This is a genomic window from Mycobacterium botniense (assembly GCF_010723305.1).
Taxonomy (GTDB): Bacteria; Actinomycetota; Actinomycetes; order Mycobacteriales; family Mycobacteriaceae; genus Mycobacterium; species Mycobacterium botniense.
This window is the reverse complement of record NZ_BLKW01000004.1, coordinates 695,060-719,121: the sequence shown is the minus strand read 5'-3', so window position 1 is coordinate 719,121 and position 24,062 is coordinate 695,060. Positions and strand designations below refer to the sequence as shown.

Here is a 24,062-nt window from a genome sequence, read left to right as displayed (position 1 = left end):
GGCGCTGGCGGGAACGGTCTAAAACGGAAGGCGGGTTGCACCCCTTGTGACCACGATGGTGCTGACCGCACATGGCAGCGCAGATCCGCGATCGGCCGCCACCACCCGGGCGGTGGCCGATTTGCTGAAAGACCTGCGGCCGGGTCTTGACCTGCGTCTCGCCTACTTGGACAAGAACCCGCCGGGCTTGGTCGACGTCCTCGCCGGGTTGCGGGGAACGCGTTATGTTGTGGTCACTCCGCTGCTGTTGGCTGACGCCTACCACGCCCGCCGTGACATTCCCGAACACATTGCTCGTTCGGGTGCGACAGAGCGCGGAATCAGCGTACGGCGCGCTCCGGTGCTCGGGGCCGACGGCCGTTTGGTGTGTGTATTGCGGGAGCGGCTGGCCGGCATGGGCGTTTCTCCGGCCGACGATGCGCTTGGCGTGCTGGTGGTGGCAATCGGCTCCTCGGATGCCGCAGTCAACGCGCGCACCGCGCAGGTCGCATCGAAGCTGTCGGCCGGAACCCGTTGGGCAGGGGCGACCACCGCGTTCGTCACCGTGCCCGGTTCGCTGGCAACGGCGGCTCATCGGCTGCGCCAGCTAGGCATGCGCCGACTGGTGATCGCCCCGTGGTTCCTGGCGCCGGGGAGGCTACCCGACCGGGTGCAGGCGTTTGCACGCGACGCCGGCATCGCGATGGCACCCCCGTTAGGTGCCCACCGGTTAGTTGCTGAGACTGTGCTGGATCGCTTCGACCGTGCGGTGGCCGGTCACATGGCGGCGTGAATCGAGCCGAACGCCGATCGCCGTCGCGGAAGGCGCCCAACTGGGCTGCCGCAGCCGTGACACCGCTTGCCGTCGCCTGCGGGTGAGCACGCAAAGACTACGACGACGTCACTGTGCTCGCATCCTCTCGGTGTTCGGACCGTGACGGGCCATAACGTCGCCGCCAATAGGCGGCACACGGGTAGCACGCACGTAAACGGTGTCGCCTTCGCGCAGGGCAAGCGCCTCAGCGTCGCCGCGGGTGATCTGCGCGGTGAACGGGACACCGGTGGCCGCGCTGGTCAACTCGACGCGGACTTCAAATCCCAGCATCACCACGCGGTTGACGGTGGCGCGCTGTACGCCGGCAGATTGCGCCGTGCCGTCCCGGGCGGCAACCGCCATATCAGGTGTGCGACCGACCCGGATATCGTGCGGGCGAACCAAGGTTCCGTTCAGTGTCGATACCGCACCCAAAAATGACATCACGAAAGTGTTCGCCGGGTTGTCGTAGACCGTTGCTGGGGATCCGATCTGCTCGATGCGGCCCTTATTGAGCACGGCGATCCGGTCAGCCACATCCAGGGCCTCCCCTTGATCGTGAGTGACCAGCACCGTGGTCACATGCGCCTCGTCGTGCAAGCGACGCAGCCAGGCGCGCAACTCGTCGCGGACTTTGGCGTCCAGCGCGCCGAACGGCTCATCCAAGAGCAACACGTCCGGGTCCACGGCCAGCGCGCGCGCCAGCGCCATGCGCTGTCGTTGCCCACCGGACAACTGATGGGGGTAGCGAGTTTGAAATCCGCTCAGCCCGACCACTTCCAGCAGGTTATCGACTTTCTCTTTGATCTCGGCTTTGGACCGTCTGCGGATCTTTAACCCGAAAGCGATGTTGTCGCGCACAGTCAAGTGTTTGAATGCCGCATAGTGTTGGAACACGAAGCCGACTCCACGCCGCTGGGGTGACACACCGGTCACGTCACGTCCGTTGATAACAATGCTGCCGGTGTCGGGCCGATCGAGGCCAGCAATGGCACGCAACAGCGTCGACTTACCTGAACCACTGGGCCCCAGCAACGCCGTGAGCGAACCGGCGGGCACCGAGAAGTCGATATCGTCTAGTGCAACAAAATCTCCGTAACGCTTAGAGACACCGGCAACGATGATCGCGTCGGTCGGGTTCATGCCATCTCCTTGCGCACATCCTTGCGCACACGTCGGGCGTCAAAAAACACCTGTACGACCAGCACCAGCATCGAGACCCCCATCAACAACGTCGACAGAGCATAGGCGCCGTATTCAGCCCCGCGGTTGTAGCGATCCGAGACCAGCAGAGTCAACGTCTGCGACTTTCCCGGCAAGTTGGAGGACACCATGATCACCGCCCCGTATTCCCCGAGCGTGCGCGCGCTGGTGAGCACCACGCCGTATGTGAGCCCCCATCGAATTGATGGCAGCGTCACCCGCCAGAACGTCTGCCACACACCACAACCCAGTGTCGCCGCCGCCTGCTCCTGATCTGTTCCCAGCTCCTGCAGGACCGGTTCGACTTCGCGCACCACGAACGGCAGCGTGACAAAAACGCTGGCGAGCACGATACCGGGCAGCCCGAAGATGACCCTGAACCCGAGGTCTCTCTCGACAAAGCCCAAAGCTCCGGCCGATCCCCACAACGCGATCAGTGCGACGCCGACGATCACGGGCGACACCGCGAAAGGCAGATCGATAATCGTCTGCAGCACGCCTTTACCGAGGAATCTGCGACGCGCCAGAACCAGCGCCACCACGACACCGAAGACCACGTTCAGCGGTAGCACGATGGCCAAAACAAGCAACGATAAGCGCAAAGCCGCCACTGCGGCAGGAGTACTGACGTAGGCAAAGAACTGAGATAATCCGGGCGCGAAGGTCCGCCACAAAATCAGCAGAACCGGAATGATCAGCAGTGCGAGAATGTACAACACTCCTACGAATCTGATGAAGAAGCGGATCATCGGTGAGAGTGTCACGTGGCCATCTCCTGACGTCTAGCCGCGCGTGCACCGACAATGCGCAGAATGAAAAGTACTGTGAACGACATCGACAGCAGAACAATCGATATCGCAGCAGCACCGCTGCGGTCATCGTTCTCGACCAGAGTGCGGATCCACTGCGAAGACACTTCAGTCTTCCCCGGAATCGCCCCACCGATCAGTACGACGGATCCGAACTCGCCGATGGCGCGTGAGAAAGCCAGGCCAGCACCTGATAACAACGCCGGAGTCAGCGATGGCAACACGACGGCGGTGAAAATCGTCAGGCTGCCCGCCCCCAATAACGCGGCTGCCTCTTCGGTCTCCCGGTCGATCTCGAGCAGCACCGGCTGCACGGACCGCACCACAAACGGCAATGTGACGAATGCCAGCACTACCCCAACACCCATTTCGGTGTGCTGAAAGTGAAGACCCACTGGGCTATTGGGACCGTACAGCGCCAGCATCACCACGCTGGCAACGATGGTGGGCAGCGCGAACGGCAGATCGATGACAGCATCGATCAGGCGCTTGCCAGCAAAGTCGTCTCGCACCAGTACCCATGCGATCAGCAGACCGAAAACCGTGTTGATCGCGGTGACGGCGGTAGCCAGGGTCAGTGTCACCCGGAAAGACGCCAAAGCGGCGTGCGACGTGACCGCGAACCAAAACGCCTGCCAGCCACCGCTGGCGGCCTGCCAGCTGACCGCGGCCAGTGGTAGCAGCACGATCACTGAAATCCACACCATTGCAGCGCCGACCAACAGGCATGTGCTGCGGTGGCCCATGCGCACCGAGGCCCGCCACCGGACCCGATGGTTGACTCGCGGCCGGCTTGTGTCCGGATCGGGAATGAGTGCCATCGTCATCCGGTCGCGCGCATATAGATTTTGGTGATAGCACCGGTATTTTTGTCGAACAGTTGTGGATCGACAGCATCCCAGCCGCCCAGGTCGGCTATCGTCCACAATTTACCCGGCGTCGGGAACTGGTCGCGGAAATCGGCTGCCACCGCAGGATCGACAGGTCGGAAACCAGCTTGTGCCCAAAGTTTTTGAGCTTCGACGGTGTATTGAAAGTTTTTGAATGCGACGGCGGCGCCGAGATGAGCGCTGGTGTTAACAACGGCGACCGGGTTTTCGATCTTGAACGTCTGCGGCGGGTTAATGTGTTGCACCGGCCTGCCCTGGCGCTCGGTGGCAATGGCTTCGTTTTCATAGCTGATCAGCACGTCGCCTCGGCCCTCGATGAAAACATCGGTGGCTTCGCGGCCAGATCCGGGACGGAGTTTGACATGCTGGCTCACCAACTCGTCGACGAATTCTAAACCGGCTTGGCGATTCTGGCCGCCATTGCTCTTGGCGGCATAGGGGGCGAGCAGGTTCCACTTGGCCGAGCCGGAACTCAGTGGACTGGGCGTGATGACCTCCACCCCCGGACGCAGCAGGTCATCCCAATCCTTGATATGTTTCGGATTGCCAGCACGCACCATCAAACTCACAACGGAGCCGAAAGGGATGCCTTTGGTGGCGTCCTTATCCCAGTCTTTGGAAACCTTGCCGGCCTTCACTAATCGGCTGACATCAGGTGCCGACGAGAAGTTCACGATATCGGCCGGCTTACCGTCTACGATACTGCGGGACTGGTCGGCGGAGGCCCCATAAGAAGTGATCACCTGAACATCTCTGCCCTGCCGGGAAGCGTTGAACGCGGGAATCACCTTGCTCCATCCAGGTTCTGGAGCCGAGTAGGCAACCAAGGTGATGCTTGTGCGCGTTCCGGCCGGACTGCGGCCACCGACCATGTCGCTGGCGCCGGCATGACACGCCGCGGCAAGACCTGCTGTCAGCGCGAACGCGACAGTCTGCCTCCAGCGGACTCTGCTCGCAACATTGTTGGGCATGGGTGACCTTTCACCGGGGAGATGTCGGTCCCGGTGCGACGGCAGCGCGCACAAGCGCTACCTAGCAGTGTTTGACCGACACCAAAATCGCAGGCTGGGTTCAGCGGTGACAGTGCACGTCAGCCACAGCACAATTACCCACGGCAATGAGCGCCAGAACGTGGCACTGCCGGTTGCCGGACGCTGCGTGCATGGCGCGAAGCCTAACAGAAGATGTTGACTGGCGCCCGTCCGTGGGCGAGGAATCGACGGTCACGCGATATCAACGCGTCAGCAGCCACGTCACGATCACCAGCACCACCAGCACGACGAGCACCAATGTCACCCGTGACCGCGGCATACCGGTCATCCGGGGGCCTCATCGCTGCGACGGGCGCGGCGCATCAGCTTGATACCCTTGCCGAGAAGTCCGTCCAGCACCACCGCGATACCGTACGCTACGACCAGCACGACCGGCATGACGACGAGGGTCTGCAACACGAAGCCGAGCCCTGATAACCACAGCTCGACGCCGTCCCACCAATTCAGAAACCCGTCCACCGGCCTCACCTTATGCTCCCCGCGACCCGAAACCAACGTGTGCCACGATCGGCGGACAAGCACCGTTGCGCGGTCTGACAGCAAACCGGGCATCATCCACTCAGCCGGAGCTTCGGGACTTCCGTGGCGTTTCCCTGCCTGTCGCACCTTTTCGCCGCAGAGGCCGAAGAGGTTGACTCCCGCACCGGTCAACACCGCACAACTCTCTGAGGGCGTCCACCCGGCTGGTGCTGATCATCCAGGCGCAACCGACAAGAGGGAAGTCTTTCCGTCCGCACCCCGAAGCGCCGGATCGCCGACCGCGCCACCCTACGGTACGCCGGGTCGGGTACTGCGTATCCGGCAAAGTCGTGCGCGTAGAGGTGTCAGGCCGCGTTTCCGAGCACCGAAAACGAGCCGCCGAGGGCCGCGGTACCATGCGCCGATGGCTTATCTGAGGTATTGCTCCCGGGTTCATACGGTTGTCGTTGCCGTCGCGGTTCTGGCGCTGGCCGGCTGTGGCCAGAGCGGCAAGCCTGCCGCGACATCGGCGACAACCAGCAGCAGAGCCACATGGTCCCGTCCCGCTGCCCCGCCCGACCCGCAGACATTGTTGCGCGCCGGAGCCGCCGCGGTGGCCCAGGTACCGAACGGCACGCTGACCCTCATCAGGAGTCAAGAGAGTGGCAGCTGGAAAGTTCATGTGGTCACCCCGGACGGGACGGAGGACTCGATGGATGTGTCGTCCGACGGTGTGACGGTAATGGTCGGACCGACCCCGAAAAACGAAAGCGACAAAGCCAAAAACCGCGCGCTTGTGCAGGCCGCGCGCCTGGACTACCGCGCGGCGGTGAACAAGATGCTCGACGCGGTGCCCCAGGGCTCGATCACCGAGTTGAAACTCGGTGACAGCAACGCGACGACCGTGTGGAAAGCCGACGTGTGGGATTCATACATCGTTGAACACAAGGTCACGATCAACGCCACGTCCGGGCAGCTCATCTCCAACACGCAGGTGTAGCCGCGGCCGCCGCACGGCGTAGTCCACCCTGCTCCCGCGTCGCCGGCGCGGAGAACACCTCTGAAGCCGTTTTCCGCGCCGGCTATTTTTTCGATTTTTCAGTGGAGGTGTCGGCAGAGAGCGCGGCGACGAAGGCTTCCTGCGGGACCTCGACCCGCCCGATGGTCTTCATCCGCTTCTTGCCCTCCTTCTGCTTTTCTAGCAGTTTGCGCTTGCGGGTGATGTCACCGCCGTAACACTTCGACAACACGTCTTTGCGCAACGCCCGGATATTCTCGCGGGCAATGATCTTCGAGCCGATTGCCGCTTGTACCGGTACCTCGAATTGTTGGCGCGGAATGAGTTCTTTGAGCTTGGCGGTCATCTTGTGGCCGTACGCCTGCGCAGCGTCCTTGTGCACGATCGCGCTCAACGCGTCGACGGGCTCACCCTGCAACAGGATGTCCACCTTGACCAGCGCGGCCTCTTGTTCACCGGCCTCCTCGTAATCGAGGCTGGCGTAGCCGCGCGTGCGGGATTTCAGTGCATCGAAGAAATCGAAGATGATCTCTCCCAGCGGCATTGTGTAGCGCAACTCGACACGCTGGGGCGAGAGATAATCCATGCCGGCGAGTTCGCCGCGCCGAGACTGGCAGAGCTCCATGATCGCGCCGATGAATTCACTGGGCGCAATGATGGTGGTCTTGACAACAGGCTCGTACACGGCGCGGATTTTCTTGCCTGACGGCCAATCCGAGGGATTGGTGACGACATGCTCAGAGCCGTCGTCGAGCACCACCCGGTAGACCACATTCGGTGCGGTGGAAATCAAGTCAAGGTCGAATTCGCGTTCCAGCCGCTCGCGGGTGATCTCCATGTGCAGCAACCCCAAAAACCCGCAGCGGAACCCGAACCCCAGTGCCGCCGAGTTCTCCGGCTCGTACGTCAGAGCCGCATCGTTGAGCCGCAGCCGGTCAAGCGCGTCACGCAGCGCCGGGTAGTCAGAACCGTCGACCGGGTAGAGCCCCGAATAGACCATGGGCTTCGGCTCGCGGTATCCGGTCAGTGGCTCAATGGCGCCGTGACGCGCGGTGGTCACGGTATCGCCGACCTTGGACTGACGGACGTCCTTCACACCGGTGATCAGATAGCCGACCTCTCCGACCCCTAGGCCCGCCGTGGGCTTCGGCTCGGGTGAGACAATGCCCACCTCCAGCAACTCATGCGTGGCGCCGGTGGACATCATCGCGATCCGCTCACGCGGGGTGATCTTCCCGTCAACCACGCGCACGTACGTCACCACACCGCGGTAAATGTCGTATACGGAGTCGAAAATCATTGCGCGCGTGGGGGCGTCGGGATCCCCCTGCGGCGGAGGTACCCGCTTGACGATTTCGTCGAGTAATTCGGGAACCCCCTCGCCCGTCTTTCCCGACACCCGCTGCACCTCATGTGGTTCGCAACCCATGATGTGGGCGATCTCACCGGCGTAGCGGTCAGGATCCGCGGCAGGAAGATCGATCTTGTTGAGCACCGGGATGATCACGAGGTCGCGATCCAGCGCCAGATAGAGATTAGCCAGCGTCTGTGCCTCGATGCCCTGCGCCGCATCGACCAGCAGTACGGCGCCCTCGCAGGCGGCCAGCGCCCGGGACACCTCATAGCTGAAGTCCACATGCCCCGGGGTGTCAATGAGGTGCAGGACGTACTGTTCGCCGGCGCCAGGGCCGCCGGCGACCCGCCACGGCAAGCGCACATTCTGCGCTTTGATGGTGATCCCGCGCTCACGCTCGATATCCATGCGGTCCAGGTACTGAGCCCGCATGGATCGCGCGTCGACGACACCTGTCAGCTGGAGCATCCGATCGGCCAGCGTGGACTTGCCGTGATCGATGTGGGCAATGATGCAGAAATTCCTTATCTGCGCCGGCGCGGTAAAGGTCTGGTCGGCGAAGCTGCTGATGGGAATCTCCTGACGGACGCGTACCAGCCAACGGTTCAGTGAGCACATCCAGCGTATCCAGCGACGGTGCGGTGCGCCCAATTGCCACGTGCCGTCTTATGCTGCCCACATGACCCGTCCGGGAAAGGGGCACTGGAAAGAACACTGGAAAGAACAGTGGAAAGGACAGTGGAAAGGACAGTGGAAACTAGTGCAGCAGCTCGCGGAGAACCTGGTTTTCAACGAAGCTCCACAGTTCATCCGTCACCTGCAGAAATCACCATCCCTGCGGCGGGGCATCCGGGACGGCATCAAGCTCGGCATCAGCGTCATCACGGGCGAATCGAATTCCAGTGCCGCAATCACCGCGGGCCGGCCGGTGACCAGTACCAGCGTTCCCACCGCATACCGGGCTCGCAAGCTCGTCTATGCGCCGGACCTGGCCGGCCGGGCCGGTCCCGGCGAGATTGTCTGGACATGGGTGGTGGACCAAAGCGACCCCACCCGTGGTGAGGACCGAGCGGTTCTCCTCGTGGGCCGTGACCGGCGCACCCTGCTGGGGCTGATGTTGTCAAGCCAAGAGAAGCTGGCCAAAGACCCGAACTCAGTCGAGATTGGTTGCGGTAGTTGGAATTACGGCGGAAAGTCCAGCTGGGTCCGATTGGACCGGGTATTCGAGGTGCCCGAGGAAAGCATCCGGCGCGAGGGCGCCATCGTCAACCGGGAGGTTTTCGACCGGGTGGCGGCCCGGCTGCGCGCCGAATACTCCTGGAGCTAAGACGGTTAACGGCTAACCCTGGATGATGTAGGACTGCAGCTGCCGTTGCTCGGCTTCGAGTTCCTCCATGCGGGTTTTGACCACATCACCGATACTGACTATGCCCGCCAGCTTGCCATCCTCGATAACCGGTACATGGCGCACCCGGTTTTGGGTCATCAACACGCTGAGGCTGTCAACCGTGTCAGACTTGGTGCAGGTGACGACCGCAGGCGTCATGATCTTTGCGACCGGCTGGCTGAGCACGCTGGCGCCGTGGGTATGAAGTCGACGCACGACGTCACGCTCCGACACGATGCCGACCAGACCGTCCGGCCCGATCACCACCATGGCGCCGATGTTGTGTTCGGCGAGGCCGGCGAGCAACTCCCTGACCGTCGCGTCGGGGCTGATGGTCACCACCGCCGCCCCCTTATTTCGCAGCACGTCCGCAATCCGCATCGCAGGCCTCCCGCCGACCGTGATCGTGTTCACACCAGGCTACCGGTCGATTCGCCCCGGTGAAAGCGGTCGCCCCGCCGCCGGCGCAGAGCCCGGCCGCAGCCGACAAGCCCTCAGTGCGCGACCGGGGATGTTGCCCAGCCATGTGGTGGTCTCTGTCGATGAGCTCCAACAGCGTGGCTATGTCGAGCGTTGCCGCAATCCGAACGATCGCCGACTGCATGCCCTCTACCTCACCGCGGCGGGAAAGAAGCTGTTGCGCAAGGTTGTCGAACTGGCACGCCGGCACAAACAGCGGCTCACCATCGGTCTGAGCCCCGGACACCGGGACACTTTGCGCAATCTCCCGGCGACGGTGGCCGCTCAACAGGATCTGACGCCTCATGTCGCCCGGGGTACCGGAGCCTTGGCGCGGTTGCGAAGCCAAAGCGTTGACACCTGGTCGAGCATCCACTGCTGCGAACATGGGCACATCTCCCGCGGTCGTGGCCGACCCGACAGGTGCGTTTTGAGGCAACGCGGCGCTGACTGATAGCCTGGGCGCTGATAGCCTGGGCGGTTGCCGCCCGACATCGGGCACCGCGAAACCGGTCAACGACGGTGGCCTTAGCTCAAGCGATTGGATCGACAGAGGAACTCACGCGTGGCCAACATCAAGTCGCAGATCAAGCGCAACCGGACGAATGAGCGCCGACGACTGCGCAACAAGTCGGTGAAGTCGTCGGTCCGGACGGCTATCCGCAAGTTCCGGGCGGCCGCCGAGGCCGGCGATAAGGAGAAAGCCGCTGAGTTGCTGGTGGCCACCAGCCGCAAGCTGGACAAGGCGGCAAGCAAAGGCGTGATCCATAAAAACCAGGCCGCGAACAAGAAATCGGCGCTGGCGCGGGCATTCAATAAGCTCTGAGCACTACTGCTGCCCTACTACTGGTGGTCTATAGGGTCTATAGCGGCTGACACTGGCCGCAGTGCGCGGTGTACCCTCGGGCGGTCACCCGGCCCGCATCGTCACCGCGGGCTGGCCGCCAGCTCGGCGACCTTCCTGACCGCGGACTCCAGCGCATAGTCGGGATCCGCGGCGGCACCCTTGACGTCGGCGTTGAGCGTTGCCACCACTCTCATCGCAGCGGCGATCGTGTCCCGTGACCAGCGCCTGGCCTGTTTCTGCGCTTTCTGCACCCGCCAGGTTGGCAATCCCAGTTCGGCCGCCAGCCGGTGGGGATCGCCCGACAGCGGCCCCACCCGGCCGATGGTGTGCACCGCCTCGGCGAGCGCGTCAGCCAAGACGACGCGGGGCTCGCCGCGCATCATTGCCCACCGCAGTGCTTCGGCGGCGCCCGCGAGATCGCCGGCCACGGCCTTGTCGGCGATATCGAACCCCTTGACCTCGGCCTTACCGCTGTGATAGCGGCGCACTGCTGCGGCATCGACCCGGCCACCGGTATCGGCAACCAATTGGGAACAGGCTGAAGCGAGTGCGCGCAGGTTAGACCCCACCGCCTCCAGCAGCGCGGTCACCGTTTCGGTATCGACCTTGACTCCCAGCGAGTGGAACTCTTTGCGCACAAAGTCGGCACGCTCACCGGCCTTGGTGATCCGCGCACAGGGATGCACGTGAGCACCGAGCGCACGCAGCTGCTCGGCCAGCGCTTTGGCCCGTCCGCCACCCGAGTGCACCACCATGAGCACGGTGTGGGGCGGGAGGTCGGCAGCGGCTGACGTGATCAGCGCGGCGGCATCTTTGCCCGCCTCAGCGGCAGAATCCAGGATGACGACGCGATCGTCGGCAAACAACGACGGGCTCAGCAATTCCGCCAGCTCGTAGGTGTCGACCTCGCCTGCGCGCAGCCGGTTCACCGGCACATCTTCGGTACCTGCCCGCTGCCGCACCGCTCGGAGCACGCTGGTCACCGCGCGCTCCACAAGCAGCTCCTCGTCCCCCAGGATCAGGTGTAGCGGCGAAACCGGCTGGCTCACGCCACGATCCTGTCACGAGCGGCCGACTAATTCGATCCGGCAGCCACTTATTTGGTCAGCAACCCTGACAGCGACCAGGACAGCAGGCACACAACGCCGATCGCGATAGCGGCCCGAAACCACGCCCAGCGCCACAGGACGACGATCACCACCGCACCGCCACCGACAACGAGGACACCGACCAGGCCCGCGGGCACAGGAATACTCGCCGTGGGGATGCTGGCCGACCAATGCGCGATACTCAGCACCCACCACAGTTCCGGACCGGTGAAGCGGATCAGCACACTCGCGCCGACGGGCCATATCACGCACAGCGCAGCCGCGGCGCTGCCCAGCACCGTGATCGGTGCGATCACGACGGCCACCGCCAGGTTCGCGGCTGCGCCCACCAGGCTGACCCGCCCGGAGATACCGGCCACCAACGGAGCGGTCACTACCTGCGCGGCCCATGCGATACCGAGCGCATCCGCCAGCGGCTTGGGCCAGCCCCGCGCCACCATGCGCCGTGACCAGACCGGCGCGATGACCACCAGCGCGGCCGTGGCTACCACAGACAAGGCAAAACCTGCGTCGACGGCGAGGTGGGGTGCACCGACCATCACCACCAGCACGGTGGCTGACAGCGCCGGGACGGCCGGTCGTCGTCGGGCCGACAACATCCCCAGCAGCGCGATCGCGCCCATCACCGCCGCGCGCAATACACTGGCCGTCGGCTGGACCACAATGACGAAGGCCACCAATGCCACTGCGGCCAGCCCCACAGCGGTACGCGGCCCGACCAGCCGTGCCGAAAACAGCACCGCTCCGCACACGATGGTGACGTTGGCGCCGGAGACCGCCGTCAGGTGTGTCAAACCCGCGACGCGGAAGTCATGGTTGGTCATGGCGGGGATGGCCGACGTGTCACCGAGGACCAACGCAGGCAAGATCGCAGCCTGCTGCGGGGGTAACACCTCACGCGCTGCAGAAGCGAATCGATCGCGGACGGTGTGGGCGGCCCGGGGCACCGGGCCCGCCTGGCTTCGGGTCGGCTCCCCCGTCGCATTGAGCACCGCGACCGTCAGGTCATGGCGGGTGGGGCGGCTGATCCGCGCCGTGAAGTGCACTGGCTGGCCCACAATGATGTCAGCAAAACCCGGCGTGCGCGCGAAAACCACTACCCGGCCTGATATCTCGTGCGGGCCCAGGCGCTGCAGCTTTGCCCGGAACATCATTCGACTGCCCCCCACCGCGAGCGCACTCTCGGTGGGGGTGACTGTGACCTGGGCGGTGGTGCCAAAAGCTGCGGTGATCGGGTGATGGCGAACCGCCTCGGTGCGCAGCGTGATCGCGATCCCAAAGCCGACACCCACCGCACCGGCTGCGATCGTCGCCACACCAACCGCCCGCGCCCAGGTAGCACCGCGCCCCGCCCACCACAGCAATGCCGCCGAGACGGCACCCAGGATCACGCCCAGCGCTGCGATCACCCTGCCCACCGGCCACACGATCCCGGCCGCAGTAACGATCCAGCTCGTCAGTGCGGCCGGAACCAGCCGCACGTCCACCCGCTCAGGGGTCAGGGTGTCGGGACCGGGTAGTGATGTCACACACGCACGTGGGGACGGAGCTTTTCCAAGCGTCCCGGTCCGATGCCCTCGACGTCGGCGAGCTGATCAACGCTGGTGAATTTGCCGTGGGCTTCCCGATAAGCGACGATCGCGGCCGCGGTGACCGGCCCGATACCCGGCAGGCTATCCAGCTGCTCCACGGTGGCGGTGTTCAGGTCGACCACCTCATTGGCTGGGGACGTCGTCGGCCGGGGCCGTGCGCTGGGCGGTTTCGGGGTGGCCGAGCCCGCGCCCACCGAGCTACCCAGCACGGCCGGCCGGCCCGGGGGCGGGGCCAGTCCGACCACGATCTGTTCGCCGTCGCCGACCGGCCGGGCCATGTTCAAGCCGAGGGTGTCCGCTCCATCCAGGGTGCCGCCGGCGGCCTTGAGCGCATCGGCTACTCGAGCCCCGGGCGTCAAAGTGACCAGCCCGGGAGTGTGTACTAAGCCCACCACGCTGACCACCACGGGCAGGTCGGGGCGAGCTGACGGATTCGGGACGGGATTGCGGGTCGCCGACGAGACCATTTCCACTGGGGGAAGTTTGGCCGAGGCCACTGGTGCCCGTGGCTCGCGTACCAATGTGAACACTGTGACCAGTACCGCGACTGCGGCGACCGCCGCCAGCGCGACCGCACCGGAGCGGCCCGGATCAGCGCGAACTTTAGCCAGCCACCCCCCATCCGGGCGCGCATCAGGAAGCCATCGCCCTAACAACGAATTCGGGTCGTCGTCGTCATCGGTTTCGGCAGCCGCACCCGAATCGGCACGCGCGTCGCTGTCCGGAGGGCTGCTGAGCCGCCGGCGCAACCGCTCGACAGGCAGTTCGGATTGCATGGGGCGACCATAGACATGGCAGCCCGGCAACTTCCCCGCCCGAGCTCGCCCGGTCGCGCTGCTGTGGACTAACCCGTGGCTGTGCACAACCGCGCTGGCCTGGCGAACCCAGCCCGGTGGTTCGCACCGCACTCGGGCGACGGCCCGCACCCAACGCTGACACCGAGTCTTGTCACACCCATCGTCCACCGGGGACCGGGTGCGTAGCAGCCGCTCGTAACCGACCTCGCGGCCCGCCACCGGGTCCTGAGCAGACACCAGCGAAAATGTTCGACTCTGTCGAAACACCGGTTGTCGGCCAAGGTGATTCACGGATGCTGCCCGATGCGTGAGTCACAGTTCGCCCGCGAGCGCACCGGCGCCCTGGCGGTGCGCCCGGACTGACCGCGGAGCCGGTGTTGCCGGAGCGGGCCCGCACCATGAACCCGCATGCCCCGAAGCCGATTACCGAAGGTAACCTCAACCCGGTGATCGCCTCCCCGGCCACGTCGCGAGTTGGGGGTCAGACTGGGCTGTCGGCCAGCGATCCACTGGTCTGGCAGTGTGGGCATGATCCCGAGGTTCTCGGTCAACCGGCTGCGGCCCGGCGTCATGACCATCGAACACAGCAGGCTTGCGTGCGAACAGCTGCGCCTGCCGGTCCTACGGAAGCGCCGCCACCTCATATCCCTGGAGATATCCCTGGAGCATCCCTTATGGTCGAACTCTGCGACGAAGTTCTCGAATTCCGGTCGGCGGGCACCCGCACCGGAATGGCGAGTTATCTCGCGTCTGACGGTCGGCTCATGTCGAGTTTCACCATCACCGACTGACTCATGCCCGTCCCTTATCAACGCAAAAACCCCGAAAACATTGGGCTTTCGGATTCGCATGCCGCTTGCCGCGACCAGTCTGACCGGCCGCTGCGGGTGATCCAGTGGACAACCGGAAACGTTGGGCGCCGGTCACTGCATGCGATCATCGGTCGCCCGGACATGGAGCTGGTGGGGGTGTACGCCCACGGGCGTGACAAAGTCGGTGTAGACGCCGCCGAATTATGCGGCTGGGCCCAGCCCACCGGGATAACGGCCACTAACGATATCGACGCGCTACTCGCGTTAGGCGCCGACGCCTGTTGCTACAACCCGTTGTGGCCCAACATTGACGAGCTCGTGCAGCTGCTGGAATCGGGAGTGAACGTGTGCTCCAGCGCCGCCTGGATCACGGGCGGCAAGCAGACCACGCGGGAGCGCGAACGTATCCTCGCCGCGTGCGAACGGGGTAAATCGACAATCTTCGGCAGCGGTGCGCACCCCGGCGTGACGAACGTGGTCGGCATGGTGCTCAGCGGAGCCTGCGAGCGTGTCGATGAGATCCGCATCACCGAGTCGGTGGATTGCTCGGCCTACGAATCGGCAGAAACCCAGCGCGCGATGGGATTTTCCCAGCACCCCGACACTCCGGGGCTGGCCGACAGTGTGCGCCGGGAAAGTGAAGTCTTCGCCGAGTCGGCAGCCATGATGGCTGATGCGATCGGTGCGCACCTGGACACGATGACTTTCGACGTCACCTTCACACCGGCCACCGCCGACACTGACCTGGGGTTCATGACGATCCCCAAGGGCACAGTGGCCGGGGTCTACGGATATCACCGCGGCTGGGTGGGCGACAGGAACGTTGTCAGCGTCGGATTCAACTGGACCATGGGTGATCACGTGGTCCCGCCAAAACCGCTCCAACACGGCCATGTCATCCAGGTATTCGGACTGCCGAATATGCGCACAGTCATTCACTGTTTGGCACCAGAGGATTGGACGGAGCCGGGATTTATGGGTTTGGGGATGATCTACACGGCGATGCCAGTGACCAATGCGGTCCCGGCGGTGGTCGCGGCTAAGCCCGGCATCGTCACACTTGCGGACCTACCGCCGATCACCGGCCGCGCGGCATCGTCGGGCCATACCACCGGTCCCGCGCCCAACTAGGGTGAACGCGCGCGTTCCGTATAGACTACGATACTTAGCCGTGCAAAGGTTCTGTTGATCTCGGTGGTGAGCAACGGAGGCGAGCGTTTTCGACAGCGTTCGGGTCGGGGCCACGGACGCTCTCGGCCACCCCGCCAGCCGAGATCAATCCGTGGCTCCACCAGCGGGCAACGACCATTGATCGGTGAGCGGGAGGAGGCGGCATGAGGAAGGTTTCACTGACCCGAGTGCTCAAACGACTGTGGATCCCCGTGGTCGTAATCGTGGTGCTCACTGTGTCGGGCTTCGGGGTGTCCCGACTCCATCGCATCTTCGGCTCCCAAGACCTCAACGCGAACGCCGGGGCCGGGATCGAGATCGTGCAGTTCAACCCCAAAGTCGTGACATATGAGGTCTTTGGGCCGCCGGGCACCACCGCCAACATCAACTACTGGGACGCCGAAGCCAACACCCACCAAGTCAACGGCGCACCGCTGCCGTGGTCTTACACGCTCAGCACAACCCTGCCCGCCGTGAGCGCCAACATTATGGCGCAGGGCGATGGTGATCAAATCCGCTGCCGTATCACCGTCGACGGTGTGGTCCGCGAAGAAAAAACCGCCGACGGTCTCAACGCCCAAACGTTTTGTCTGGTGAAGTCCGCATGAGCCCTATCACCGCCGAGCGCACCCACTATCCGGTGATCCCACACACCTTGCGCCTGTTCGCCGTGCCGATCATCGGCGTGTGGGTGTTCATCACCGTCATCGTGAACACCATCGTGCCGCGGCTGGAAGTGGTCAGCGAGGAGCATTCGGCACCGATGGCCCCCATGGACGCTCCGTCCATGCAGGCCATGATGCGCCTGGGTCATAACTTCAGAGAATTCGACTCCAACAGCACGATCATGATCGTGCTGGAGGGTCAGCAGCCCCTCGATGATGCCGCACACCGCTACTACGACGACATCATCCGTCAACTGCGCCAAGACCCGAAGCATATTCAGCACATCCAGGACTTCTGGAGCGACCGGTTGACCGCGGCAGGAGTTCAGAGCGCTGACGGTAAGGGCGCCTATGTGATGCTGAATATCGGCGGTAACCAAGGCACCACGTTAGCGAACGAATCCGTCGAAGCCGTCCGCCACGTGGTGGATCGGACGCCGGCGCCGCCCGGGGTCAAAGCCTATGTCACCGGTCCGGCGGCGCTCTCTGACGATATGCACGTCATCGGGAACGCCAGCCTGGCCAAAATTACGCTGTTCACCTTGGCGGCGATCGCGATCATGTTGTTCCTTGTCTACCGCTCGATCGTCACGACACTGGTCCAACTTTTCATGACCGGTATTGCGCTGGCCTCCTCGCGGGGGATCATTGCCGTTCTCGGCTACCACAATGCCTTCGGGCTGACTACCTTCGCGGCGAATATCCTGACAATGCTGGCGATCGCGGCGGCAACAGACTATGGGATATTCCTCATCGGCCGCTATCAAGAGGCGCTCACGGCCGGTGAGGATCGAATAGCGGCGTATTACACCACTTTCCGTAGCGTCGCCCCCGTCGTTTTGGGTTCGGGTCTGACAATCGCCGGAGCAACCTATTGCCTCAGCTTTGCTCGGCTGCCCTGGTTTCATACCATGGGTGTGCCCGTGGCGCTCGGCATGCTCGTCGTTGTCGCAGCCGCACTCACTCTGGGGCCCGCCGTTATCACCGTCGCCAGCCGGTTCGGACTGCTGGAGTCCAAGCGGGCAGCCAAAGGCCGCCTCTGGCGCCGGGTCGGCATCGCAGTCGTCCGCTGGCCCGCGCCAATTCTGGCAGCCAGTACCGTTGTCGTGCTGATCGGGATGGTAGCCCTGCCGGGGTTCAAGCCGGGTTACAACGACCGCTACTACCTGCCCGACCGCGCACCGGTCAACGTCGGGTACGCGACTGCGGATCGGCATTTCTCCCAGGCCCGGATGAACCCGGATCTGTTAATGGTCGAAGCCACTCACGATATGCGAAATCCGGCCGATATGCTGGTGCTGGACCGGGTGGCTAAAAACGTTATTCGGGTCGTCGGCATTGCCATGATCCAGGACATCACCCGGCCTTTAGGGATTCCAATTCAGCATAGTTCGATACCATTTCAGAACAGTATGCAAGGCCAGACGACCATACAAAACATGGCATTTCTGAAGGACCGCATAGCTGATATGCTGAAAATGGCAGACGATCTGCAAAAAACGATAGACACATTGCAGCAGACGTACAAAGTCCAGCTCCAGCTTGTTGAGGCTACTCACCGGACTGACATCGACACGCACGAGCTGACGAAGATCACCGACGAATTGCGGGACCATATCGCTGACTTTGACGACTTCTGGCGGCCTATCCGCAGTTACTTCTATTGGGAGAAACACTGTTTCGATATTCCTATCTGCTGGTCCCTCAGGTCGCTCTGGGATTCCTTGGACGGTATCGACCAGCTCGACGAGAGATTTCATCAGCTCGCAAAAGACTTTGACTCGGTCGACGCACTCCAGCCGCAACTGGCTGCGCTGTTGTTGCCTCAGATCGAATCGCTGAAAACGACCCGAGCGCTGACGCTGACGATGCACAGCACCTTCGAAGCAATGATCAACCAGATGGAAGCAATGAATGACACTGTGATCGTCATGGGACAAAGTTTCGATGCTTCCAAAAACGACGACTTCTTCTACCTGCCGCCCGAAGCGTTCGATAATCACGACTTCAAGATCGGTCTGAAAATGTTCTTGTCGCCCGACGGCAAGTCAGCCCGGTTTTTTATTACCCATCAGGGTGACCCGGCTACCCCTGAGGGAATCGCGCGTGTCAACGCGGAGCGCACGGCCGCGCAGGAAGGTCTCAAGCAGTCCTCGTTGTCGGACGCCAAGATCTATCTGGGTGGTACCGCGGCGACCTACAAGGACATGCACGACGGCGAGAAATACGACCTCATGATCGCCGTATTGTCCTCGCTCACCCTGATCTTCATGATCATGCTGTTGCTGACACGCAGTCTGGTCGCAGCGCTGGTCATCGTGGGCACCGCAGCCAGCTCGATCGCCGCGGCCTTCGGCCTCTCCGTGCTCATTTGGCAGGACATTTTCGGCATTAACATCCATTGGGTGGTGGCGGCGCTGTCTGTCATCATCTTGTTGGCGGTCGGATCCGACTACAACCTGCTGCTGGTGTCGCGGTTCAAAGAAGAAATACACGCCGGGTTGAAGACGGGCTACATCCGCGCAATGGCGGGCAGCGGTGGGGTGGTGACGGCAGCGGGTCTTGTGTTCGCCTTCACCATGGCCGCGATGCTGGGCAGCGATCTTCGAGTGCTCGGTCAGTTCGGTTCCACGGTCTGCGTCGGTCTCTTGATGGACACGCTGGTCGTTCGCACCTTGTTCATGCCGTCGATCGCCACGCTGCTGGGACGCTGGTTTTGGTGGCCGCAAATCGTCCACCCGCGCGGCGTCGATAACGTACGCCGGCCCGCTCGATTGTCCGACGACACCGCTCCTCTGGCGGTACCTACGCGTGGCTAAGGCCACCCAGCGTCACCTGAGAGCGACATGCGCCGCGAAAGCCGGGGACATCTGCCCTCGCGTTGCGTGCACTGCCTAAGGGGCTACCTCGACGCACACCGCCAGAGCCCCGGCGCCGACATGCACCGCGAGGACCGGGCCCAGATCAGTCACCATCGGCGGCTCACACCCGGGCAGCCGATCCGCGAGCGCTGCAGCCACGTCGGCCGCACCGGTGGGGTTGGCCACATGATGCACCGCCAGTGCAGCGGTGTTGTCGCCGACGATCTCGCAAATCCGGTCGACCATCGCAGCCACGGCCTTGCTGGCGGTGCGGACCCGTTGAGCCAAAACAAGTTTGCCGTCGTCAATGCGCAACAGCGGTTTGAGCGCCAACGCAGTCCCCAGCCAGGCCGCCGCGCCGCCGATCCGCCCGCTGCGGCGCAGGTTGTCTAGCCGCTGCACCACCAGGTACGCGTGGTTACGGCGCACCGCGGACTCAGCAGCAGCCGTGACAGCGTTGAGGTCGCTGCCGTGGGCAGCTGCCCGTGCGGCCGCCAACGCGACAAAACCGGTACCCATAGCGGCCGACTTCGAGTCGATAACCCGCACAGCCGGACCGACGTCGGCGGCAGTCTTGGCGGCCACGCTGAAAGTCCCCGACAGCGCCGCCGAAATATGCACTGACACCACGCCGTCGCCGCCACTGTCGTCCAGCGCCTGGCGATAGGCAGCAGACAGTTCGGCCGGGGTGGCCGCGGCGGTGGTTGCGTCGCCGCGCTGATAAATATCCTCGGGGACCTCGTCCACACCATCGCGGAGATCGGTGCCGTCAACCAGGATGTGCAGCGGGACTTCCCGGATTCCCCACCGCCGTCGCACATCGGCCGGCAGCCGCGACGACGAATCGGTGACCACCACGACGGACATCGGGTCAGCCGCGACGTTTCTCGTCGGGCACCCCCGCTTCGGCGAGGGCTTTGAGCATCAGCTCCGCGACCGCCTGGTGTGCCTCGAAGTTCCAGTGGATACCGTCAGGGTTACCACGGCCGCTCATGATGTGTTCAGCGACGGCTGCTGCGAGGTCCACCACCGGGATGCGGTGGCGCTGCGCCCATTCGCTGATGGCGCCCGCCGTTGCCGCGCGGCCCTGGTGGGCTCTGCCATATGTCTCGGCGAGGTGAACAGGCGGAAGCGATGCCACAATCGGGATTCCCGGACGGTTGAAATCAATTGCACCGCGTGTCTTTTCCAGGTACTGGACGGTCAAGCGCGGCGGTAATGCGGCTCGGGCCACTGGCGACACCCGCGGTTGTAGCCAGCCGTAGCCGCCGCGGACCCAGCGCCGCAACCGGGGCGGCCGCACATAGCGAATCAGCTCGCGTAGCGCGGTCGGCAGCGGCGACGGCAGCGAATCCATCCCGCCGGTTGCGATGATCACCGCGCCGGCTCTGCGTAGCGCAGCCCACGCGCGCGGATCCTGCGTAGCTGCCCACCACACGTCGCGGCAGGTCCAGCCGATTCGACCGAGCAACTCGACATCCCAGTTCAGTTGGGAAGCGACGATGTTGGGCCAAATCCGCGGGTCGTCAGCCGGCAGCCCCCCGGTGGGCCCGTAGTAGGCCAGCGAATCGGCGAAGACCAACAGTACGGGTCGCGACACTTGCTCAGAGGACATCATCGGAAACCTGTGCGGGGGCATTCCATACATCCAGGCGCCAGCGGATGGCACCGAGGTCAGCGGCGCCGGCGGAGTGCCCGCTCAGCTGCGTCCAGCTGGCATTGCCCATCCCTCCCAATGCCGGCCAGTTGGCCAGCGGCAGCCGAAGCAGTGCGGCCGAGAGGGCGGCGATCAGACCGCCGTGGGCCACCAGCACCACCGGTCGATGGCCGACACCCCATTCCGGCTCGCCGGACACCAGTTCGGCGATGAGCGGCATACTCCGGGCGGCCACGTCGGCCCTGCTCTCGCCCCCGTGCGGCGCCCACGTGGCGTCCTCGCGCCAGGCCTGCCGGGCACCGGGGGCAATGGCGTCGACCTGTTCGTGGGTCAGGCCTTGCCATTCGCCCAGGTGGGTCTCCCGTAATCGGGAATCCACCCGCACCGGAATACCGGTACGCTCAGCCAGCTGGACCGCCGTATGGTAGGCGCGCCGCAGATCCGACGACACGATAAGCAGCGGCTGGCGTTTGCCCAGCACCTCCGCTGCGGCAGCAGCCTGCGCGCGGCCGAGCTCGCTCAGCTGACTGTCCAATTGACCTTGCATCCGGGTGTCCGCGTTGAACTCGGTTTGCCCGTGGCGCAGCATCACCAGTCGCCGCACCCTCATGGCGCGTTCTCGAGGTCGACGGCCACCTGGGGGCAGTCACGCCAGAGCCGGTCCAGGGCGTAAAAATCACGCTCATCCCGGTGTTGGATGTGCACGACGATATCGATGTAGTCCAGCAGGGTCCAGCGACCTTCGCGGGCACCTTCTCGGCGCGCGGGCTTATAGCCGGCTCGGCGCATTTTCTCCTCGATTTCGTCGACAATCGCGTTGAGCTGCCGCTCATTGGATGCCGAGGCGATCACGAAGCAGTCGGTGATGACCAGCTGTCCGGACACATCGATGACCACGACATCCTCGGCAAGCTTCGAGGCCGCCGCGCCGGCGGCCACCCGCGCCATCTCAATAGCTTCCCGGGTGGCTGTCACGAGTCGTCCCCAGAAGTCGACGGCTGCAAGTCCTGCGCGGTCACACGATAAAGCCCCCGCTTAGCGACGTATTGCACAACGCCATCTGGCATCAGGTACCACAACGGCCGGGACTGCGCGGCACGCTGACGGCAGTCGGTTGACGAGATCGCCAGCGCCGGGATCTCGACGAGCGTCAGCGCGTCATCAGACAGTCTGGTGAGAACGTCCGAGAGGTGTTCGCGAGCCAGCTCGTAGCCGGGCCGGCTGACCCCGACGAACCGTGCCATCGCGAATAACTCCTCCCAGTTGTGCCACGACAAGATGGAGGCCAGCGCATCGGCGCCAGTGATGAAATACAGCTCGGAATCCGGGTTGAGCGCACGCAGATCCCGCAGCGTGTCCTTGGTGTAGGTGGGGCCGCGGCGGTCGATGTCTGCTCGACTCACCGAAAACCGCGGATTAGATGCTGTCGCGATCACCGTCATCAGGTAACGGTCTTCGGGATCGCTGACCTGACGGTCTTTCTGCCACGGCTGTCCGGTGGGTACGAACACCACTTCGTCGAGATCGAACAGGTGAGCCACTTCGCTGGCGGCGAACAGATGACCGTTATGGATGGGGTCGAACGTCCCGCCCATCACGCCCACTCGACGCCGGATTTGCACGATTGGCCAGCTTACTGGAGCATGCTGGCCTGGCTCAGCGCCCCGCTTCGGGCCGGGCTCACACCGGTAACAACTCGTCGATCACCGCGGCGAGCTGTTTCGCCGACCGGCACTCGTGCATCATGATCACCTCTTGGTAGCGGGGCACTGCCGAATCTCCGCTACCCCAAAGGTGTTTGGGTTCGGGGTTGAGCCAGTGCGCGTGCCGGCTGGCGGTCACCATCCGCGCCAGCACGTCGGTAGCCGGATCGCGGTAGTTGTTACGCCCGTCGCCGAGCACCAGCAGCGAGCTGCGCGGCGACAGCACATTCGGGTAATTCTCAACAAACGAGATGAAGGCGTTGCCGTAGTCGGAATGACCGTCGCGGGTATAGACACCGGTCTCCCTGGTGATCCGCTGGATCGCCACCGCCAGGTCGGCGTCAGGCCCAAACAGGTGGGTCACTTCGTCAGTAGTGTCGACAAACGCGAAGACGCGCACCCGGGAAAACTGCTGACGCAGGGCATGCACTAGCAACAGCGTGAAGTGGCTGAAGCCGGCAACCGACCCCGAGACGTCGCAGAGCACCACCAGCTCCGGACGCGCCGGTCGTGGTTTGCGCAGCACGACGTCAATCGGCACACCGCCGGTGGACATCGACCTCCGCAGTGTTTTGCGCAAATCGATCGAGCCGGCCCGGGCGCGACGACGTCGGGCCGCCAGCCGAGTGGCCAGGGTGCGCGCCAACGGCGCCACCACGCGGCGCATCTGACGCAGTTGTTCACTCGAGGCGCGCAGGAATTCGACGTTCTCCGAAAGCTGCGGAATGCCGTACATTTGGACGTGCTCGCGCCCGAGTTGTTCGGCAGTGCGCCGCTTAGTCTCCGCCTCGACTAGTTTGCGCAACTGGGTGATCTTTTGTGCGGCAGCCGCTTTAGCGATCTGCTCTTGGGTGGGTGTGAGCTCGTCACCGTAAGGTGCCAGCAACCCCGCCAACAACCTGCCCTCCAGCTGGTCCAGCGCCATTGCCTTAAGCGCTTGATAGGCCGAATACGACGGGCCGCGGCTGGAACTGTATTTGCCATACACTTCGACGATCTGAGCGATCATCGCCACCAGCCGTTCATCCATCGCGGCGAGATCCTCGTTGGCGGCGAGCAGATCGACCAGCATCTGCCGCATCGCCTCGACGTCGTCGGGCGGCAGCGCAATATCGGCGTGGGTCGCCTCGTCTTCGGTGATCAGAGTTCGCGCACCCAGCGCCGCAGGGAACCACAGATCGAACATCGCGTCGTAGGTGTCGCGATGGTCAGGCCGACGGAGCACGGCACAGGCGATCCCTTCGCGCAACACTTCCCGATCGGAAAGCCCAAGGGTGGCCAGCACGCGGCCGGCATCCACCGTCTCGGACGGGCCTACTGAAATACCTTGCCCACGAAGCGCTTCAACGAACCCAACCAGGTGACCCGGCAGGCCGTGCGGAGCCAGTGGCTGGCTGGGGCGGACGCGACGTACAGCCATCGGTG

At 63.9% G+C, this 24,062-nt stretch carries 23 protein-coding genes and 1 pseudogene; 7 read left to right on the top strand and 17 right to left on the bottom strand.

What is annotated here, in order from left to right; all coding sequences use genetic code 11:
* Nucleotides 1-46: 46 nt before the first annotated feature.
* A complete protein-coding gene (locus G6N08_RS13405; protein ID WP_163758022.1) occupies nucleotides 47-772 on the top strand; it encodes a sirohydrochlorin chelatase in 726 nt (241 codons plus the stop codon).
* A 108-nt stretch (nucleotides 773-880) separates the two neighbouring features.
* Here the strand turns inward: G6N08_RS13405 and G6N08_RS13400 are convergent, their stop codons facing one another.
* The 6 genes from G6N08_RS13400 to G6N08_RS13380 all read right to left on the bottom strand — a co-directional run bounded on the left by G6N08_RS13400 (nucleotide 881) and on the right by G6N08_RS13380 (nucleotide 5,215).
* Complete coding sequence (locus G6N08_RS13400; RefSeq protein WP_163758020.1) at nucleotides 881-1,936, bottom strand: sulfate/molybdate ABC transporter ATP-binding protein; 1,056 nt, start codon at nucleotides 1,934-1,936, stop codon at nucleotides 881-883.
* Complete coding sequence (cysW, locus tag G6N08_RS13395) at nucleotides 1,933-2,745, bottom strand: sulfate ABC transporter permease subunit CysW (protein WP_163760587.1); 813 nt, start codon at nucleotides 2,743-2,745, stop codon at nucleotides 1,933-1,935. Before cysW ends, G6N08_RS13400 begins: the two co-directional genes overlap by 4 nt.
* 11 nt (nucleotides 2,746-2,756) lie before the next feature.
* On the bottom strand, nucleotides 2,757-3,551 hold the full coding sequence (gene cysT / locus G6N08_RS13390; protein WP_163760585.1) for a sulfate ABC transporter permease subunit CysT: 795 nt from the start codon (nucleotides 3,549-3,551) through the stop codon (nucleotides 2,757-2,759).
* Nucleotides 3,552-3,628: 77 nt separating this feature from the next.
* The gene (locus G6N08_RS13385) at nucleotides 3,629-4,666 is read right to left on the bottom strand and encodes a sulfate ABC transporter substrate-binding protein (RefSeq protein WP_163758019.1); all 1,038 of its coding nucleotides are present in this window, start codon (nucleotides 4,664-4,666) and stop codon (nucleotides 3,629-3,631) included.
* 100 nt (nucleotides 4,667-4,766) lie between these two features.
* Nucleotides 4,767-4,859 carry an Ms4533A family Cys-rich leader peptide gene (locus G6N08_RS21345; RefSeq protein ID WP_371869022.1) on the bottom strand — a complete coding sequence of 31 codons (93 nt, stop codon included), beginning with the start codon at nucleotides 4,857-4,859 and terminating at the stop codon, nucleotides 4,767-4,769.
* Nucleotides 4,860-5,011: 152 nt separating this feature from the next.
* Nucleotides 5,012-5,215: a hypothetical protein gene (locus G6N08_RS13380; RefSeq protein ID WP_163758017.1), complete on the bottom strand. Its 204-nt coding sequence runs from the start codon at nucleotides 5,213-5,215 to the stop codon at nucleotides 5,012-5,014.
* A gap of 415 nt (nucleotides 5,216-5,630) precedes the next feature.
* Between G6N08_RS13380 and G6N08_RS13375 the strand changes: the two genes are divergently transcribed.
* Complete coding sequence (locus G6N08_RS13375; RefSeq protein WP_163758015.1) at nucleotides 5,631-6,206, top strand: metallopeptidase; 576 nt, start codon at nucleotides 5,631-5,633, stop codon at nucleotides 6,204-6,206.
* Nucleotides 6,207-6,288: 82 nt separating this feature from the next.
* Here the strand turns inward: G6N08_RS13375 and lepA are convergent.
* Nucleotides 6,289-8,209, bottom strand: a pseudogene (lepA, locus tag G6N08_RS13370) (translation elongation factor 4).
* Between the two features lie 48 nt (nucleotides 8,210-8,257).
* Here lepA and G6N08_RS13365 point away from each other — a divergent pair.
* Entirely contained in the window at nucleotides 8,258-8,905 is a 648-nt protein-coding gene (locus G6N08_RS13365) for a type II toxin-antitoxin system PemK/MazF family toxin (protein WP_163758011.1), read from the top strand.
* A gap of 12 nt (nucleotides 8,906-8,917) precedes the next feature.
* On the opposite strand, the gene G6N08_RS13360 is transcribed toward G6N08_RS13365, so the two are convergent.
* The gene (locus G6N08_RS13360; RefSeq protein WP_163758009.1) at nucleotides 8,918-9,346 is read right to left on the bottom strand and encodes a CBS domain-containing protein; all 429 of its coding nucleotides are present in this window, start codon (nucleotides 9,344-9,346) and stop codon (nucleotides 8,918-8,920) included.
* Between the two features lie 643 nt (nucleotides 9,347-9,989).
* On the opposite strand from G6N08_RS13360, the gene rpsT reads away from it, so the two are divergent.
* Nucleotides 9,990-10,250, top strand: coding sequence for a 30S ribosomal protein S20 (gene rpsT, locus G6N08_RS13355; RefSeq protein ID WP_163758007.1), 261 nt, complete (start codon nucleotides 9,990-9,992; stop codon nucleotides 10,248-10,250).
* Nucleotides 10,251-10,351: 101 nt separating this feature from the next.
* Here rpsT and holA read toward each other — a convergent pair whose 3' ends face one another.
* From holA to G6N08_RS13340, 3 genes are read right to left on the bottom strand one after another with little or no spacing between them, the layout of a single operon-like run.
* Nucleotides 10,352-11,320 (bottom strand): DNA polymerase III subunit delta, encoded by a 969-nt coding sequence (gene holA, locus G6N08_RS13350; protein WP_163758004.1) that lies wholly within the window; start codon nucleotides 11,318-11,320, stop codon nucleotides 10,352-10,354.
* 47 nt (nucleotides 11,321-11,367) lie between these two features.
* Complete coding sequence (locus G6N08_RS13345) at nucleotides 11,368-12,882, bottom strand: ComEC/Rec2 family competence protein (protein WP_371869059.1); 1,515 nt, start codon at nucleotides 12,880-12,882, stop codon at nucleotides 11,368-11,370.
* 23 nt (nucleotides 12,883-12,905) lie between these two features.
* On the bottom strand, nucleotides 12,906-13,748 hold the full coding sequence (locus G6N08_RS13340; RefSeq protein WP_163758002.1) for a ComEA family DNA-binding protein: 843 nt from the start codon (nucleotides 13,746-13,748) through the stop codon (nucleotides 12,906-12,908).
* A gap of 815 nt (nucleotides 13,749-14,563) precedes the next feature.
* Here G6N08_RS13340 and G6N08_RS13330 point away from each other — a divergent pair.
* The 3 genes from G6N08_RS13330 (at nucleotide 14,564) to G6N08_RS13320 (ending at nucleotide 19,235) form a co-directional block, all read left to right on the top strand.
* On the top strand, nucleotides 14,564-15,712 hold the full coding sequence (locus G6N08_RS13330; RefSeq protein ID WP_246216753.1) for an NAD(P)H-dependent amine dehydrogenase family protein: 1,149 nt from the start codon (nucleotides 14,564-14,566) through the stop codon (nucleotides 15,710-15,712).
* A 203-nt stretch (nucleotides 15,713-15,915) separates the two neighbouring features.
* Complete coding sequence (locus tag G6N08_RS13325) at nucleotides 15,916-16,359, top strand: MmpS family transport accessory protein (protein WP_163758000.1); 444 nt, start codon at nucleotides 15,916-15,918, stop codon at nucleotides 16,357-16,359.
* Entirely contained in the window at nucleotides 16,356-19,235 is a 2,880-nt protein-coding gene (locus G6N08_RS13320; protein WP_163757999.1) for an MMPL/RND family transporter, read from the top strand. Before G6N08_RS13325 ends, G6N08_RS13320 begins: the two co-directional genes overlap by 4 nt.
* 75 nt (nucleotides 19,236-19,310) lie before the next feature.
* On the opposite strand, the gene G6N08_RS13315 is transcribed toward G6N08_RS13320, so the two are convergent.
* The 6 genes from G6N08_RS13315 to G6N08_RS13290 all read right to left on the bottom strand — a co-directional run bounded on the left by G6N08_RS13315 (nucleotide 19,311) and on the right by G6N08_RS13290 (nucleotide 24,057).
* On the bottom strand, nucleotides 19,311-20,144 hold the full coding sequence (locus G6N08_RS13315) for a DegV family protein (RefSeq protein WP_163757998.1): 834 nt from the start codon (nucleotides 20,142-20,144) through the stop codon (nucleotides 19,311-19,313).
* 4 nt (nucleotides 20,145-20,148) lie between these two features.
* On the bottom strand, nucleotides 20,149-20,892 hold the full coding sequence (gene octT, locus G6N08_RS13310) for a diglucosylglycerate octanoyltransferase (protein ID WP_163757997.1): 744 nt from the start codon (nucleotides 20,890-20,892) through the stop codon (nucleotides 20,149-20,151).
* On the bottom strand, nucleotides 20,882-21,544 hold the full coding sequence (gpgP, locus tag G6N08_RS13305) for a glucosyl-3-phosphoglycerate phosphatase (RefSeq protein WP_163757996.1): 663 nt from the start codon (nucleotides 21,542-21,544) through the stop codon (nucleotides 20,882-20,884). The genes octT and gpgP overlap by 11 nt, the downstream gene beginning before the upstream one ends.
* The gene (gene rsfS / locus G6N08_RS13300; protein WP_163757995.1) at nucleotides 21,541-21,909 is read right to left on the bottom strand and encodes a ribosome silencing factor; all 369 of its coding nucleotides are present in this window, start codon (nucleotides 21,907-21,909) and stop codon (nucleotides 21,541-21,543) included. The genes gpgP and rsfS overlap by 4 nt, the downstream gene beginning before the upstream one ends.
* Nucleotides 21,906-22,538 (bottom strand): nicotinate-nucleotide adenylyltransferase, encoded by a 633-nt coding sequence (nadD, locus tag G6N08_RS13295; RefSeq protein WP_281352789.1) that lies wholly within the window; start codon nucleotides 22,536-22,538, stop codon nucleotides 21,906-21,908. Before nadD ends, rsfS begins: the two co-directional genes overlap by 4 nt.
* Nucleotides 22,539-22,614: 76 nt before the next feature.
* Nucleotides 22,615-24,057: a vWA domain-containing protein gene (locus G6N08_RS13290; RefSeq protein WP_163757994.1), complete on the bottom strand. Its 1,443-nt coding sequence runs from the start codon at nucleotides 24,055-24,057 to the stop codon at nucleotides 22,615-22,617.
* Nucleotides 24,058-24,062 lie beyond the last annotated feature (5 nt).

Excerpts from the sequence above, each read along its gene's own strand:
- cysW (WP_163760587.1), bottom strand. The coding sequence starts at position 2,745 with ATGATCCGCTTCTTCATCAGATTCGTAGGAGTGTTGTACATTCTCGCA.
- G6N08_RS21345 (WP_371869022.1), bottom strand. The coding sequence starts at position 4,859 with ATGCACGCAGCGTCCGGCAACCGGCAGTGCCACGTTCTGGCGCTCATT.
- cysT (WP_163760585.1), bottom strand. The coding sequence starts at position 3,551 with ATGGGCCACCGCAGCACATGCCTGTTGGTCGGCGCTGCAATGGTGTGG.
- G6N08_RS13325 (WP_163758000.1), top strand. The coding sequence starts at position 15,916 with ATGAGGAAGGTTTCACTGACCCGAGTGCTCAAACGACTGTGGATCCCC.
- G6N08_RS13360 (WP_163758009.1), bottom strand. The coding sequence starts at position 9,346 with ATGCGGATTGCGGACGTGCTGCGAAATAAGGGGGCGGCGGTGGTGACC.
- G6N08_RS13320 (WP_163757999.1), top strand. The coding sequence starts at position 16,356 with ATGAGCCCTATCACCGCCGAGCGCACCCACTATCCGGTGATCCCACAC.
- G6N08_RS13330 (WP_246216753.1), top strand. The coding sequence starts at position 14,564 with ATGCCCGTCCCTTATCAACGCAAAAACCCCGAAAACATTGGGCTTTCG.
- G6N08_RS13365 (WP_163758011.1), top strand. The coding sequence starts at position 8,258 with ATGACCCGTCCGGGAAAGGGGCACTGGAAAGAACACTGGAAAGAACAG.
- G6N08_RS13290 (WP_163757994.1), bottom strand. The coding sequence starts at position 24,057 with ATGGCTGTACGTCGCGTCCGCCCCAGCCAGCCACTGGCTCCGCACGGC.
- G6N08_RS13400 (WP_163758020.1), bottom strand. The coding sequence starts at position 1,936 with ATGAACCCGACCGACGCGATCATCGTTGCCGGTGTCTCTAAGCGTTAC.
- G6N08_RS13315 (WP_163757998.1), bottom strand. The coding sequence starts at position 20,144 with ATGTCCGTCGTGGTGGTCACCGATTCGTCGTCGCGGCTGCCGGCCGAT.
- gpgP (WP_163757996.1), bottom strand. The coding sequence starts at position 21,544 with ATGAGGGTGCGGCGACTGGTGATGCTGCGCCACGGGCAAACCGAGTTC.
- G6N08_RS13340 (WP_163758002.1), bottom strand. The coding sequence starts at position 13,748 with ATGCAATCCGAACTGCCTGTCGAGCGGTTGCGCCGGCGGCTCAGCAGC.
- G6N08_RS13385 (WP_163758019.1), bottom strand. The coding sequence starts at position 4,666 with ATGCCCAACAATGTTGCGAGCAGAGTCCGCTGGAGGCAGACTGTCGCG.
- octT (WP_163757997.1), bottom strand. The coding sequence starts at position 20,892 with ATGTCCTCTGAGCAAGTGTCGCGACCCGTACTGTTGGTCTTCGCCGAT.
- G6N08_RS13375 (WP_163758015.1), top strand. The coding sequence starts at position 5,631 with ATGGCTTATCTGAGGTATTGCTCCCGGGTTCATACGGTTGTCGTTGCC.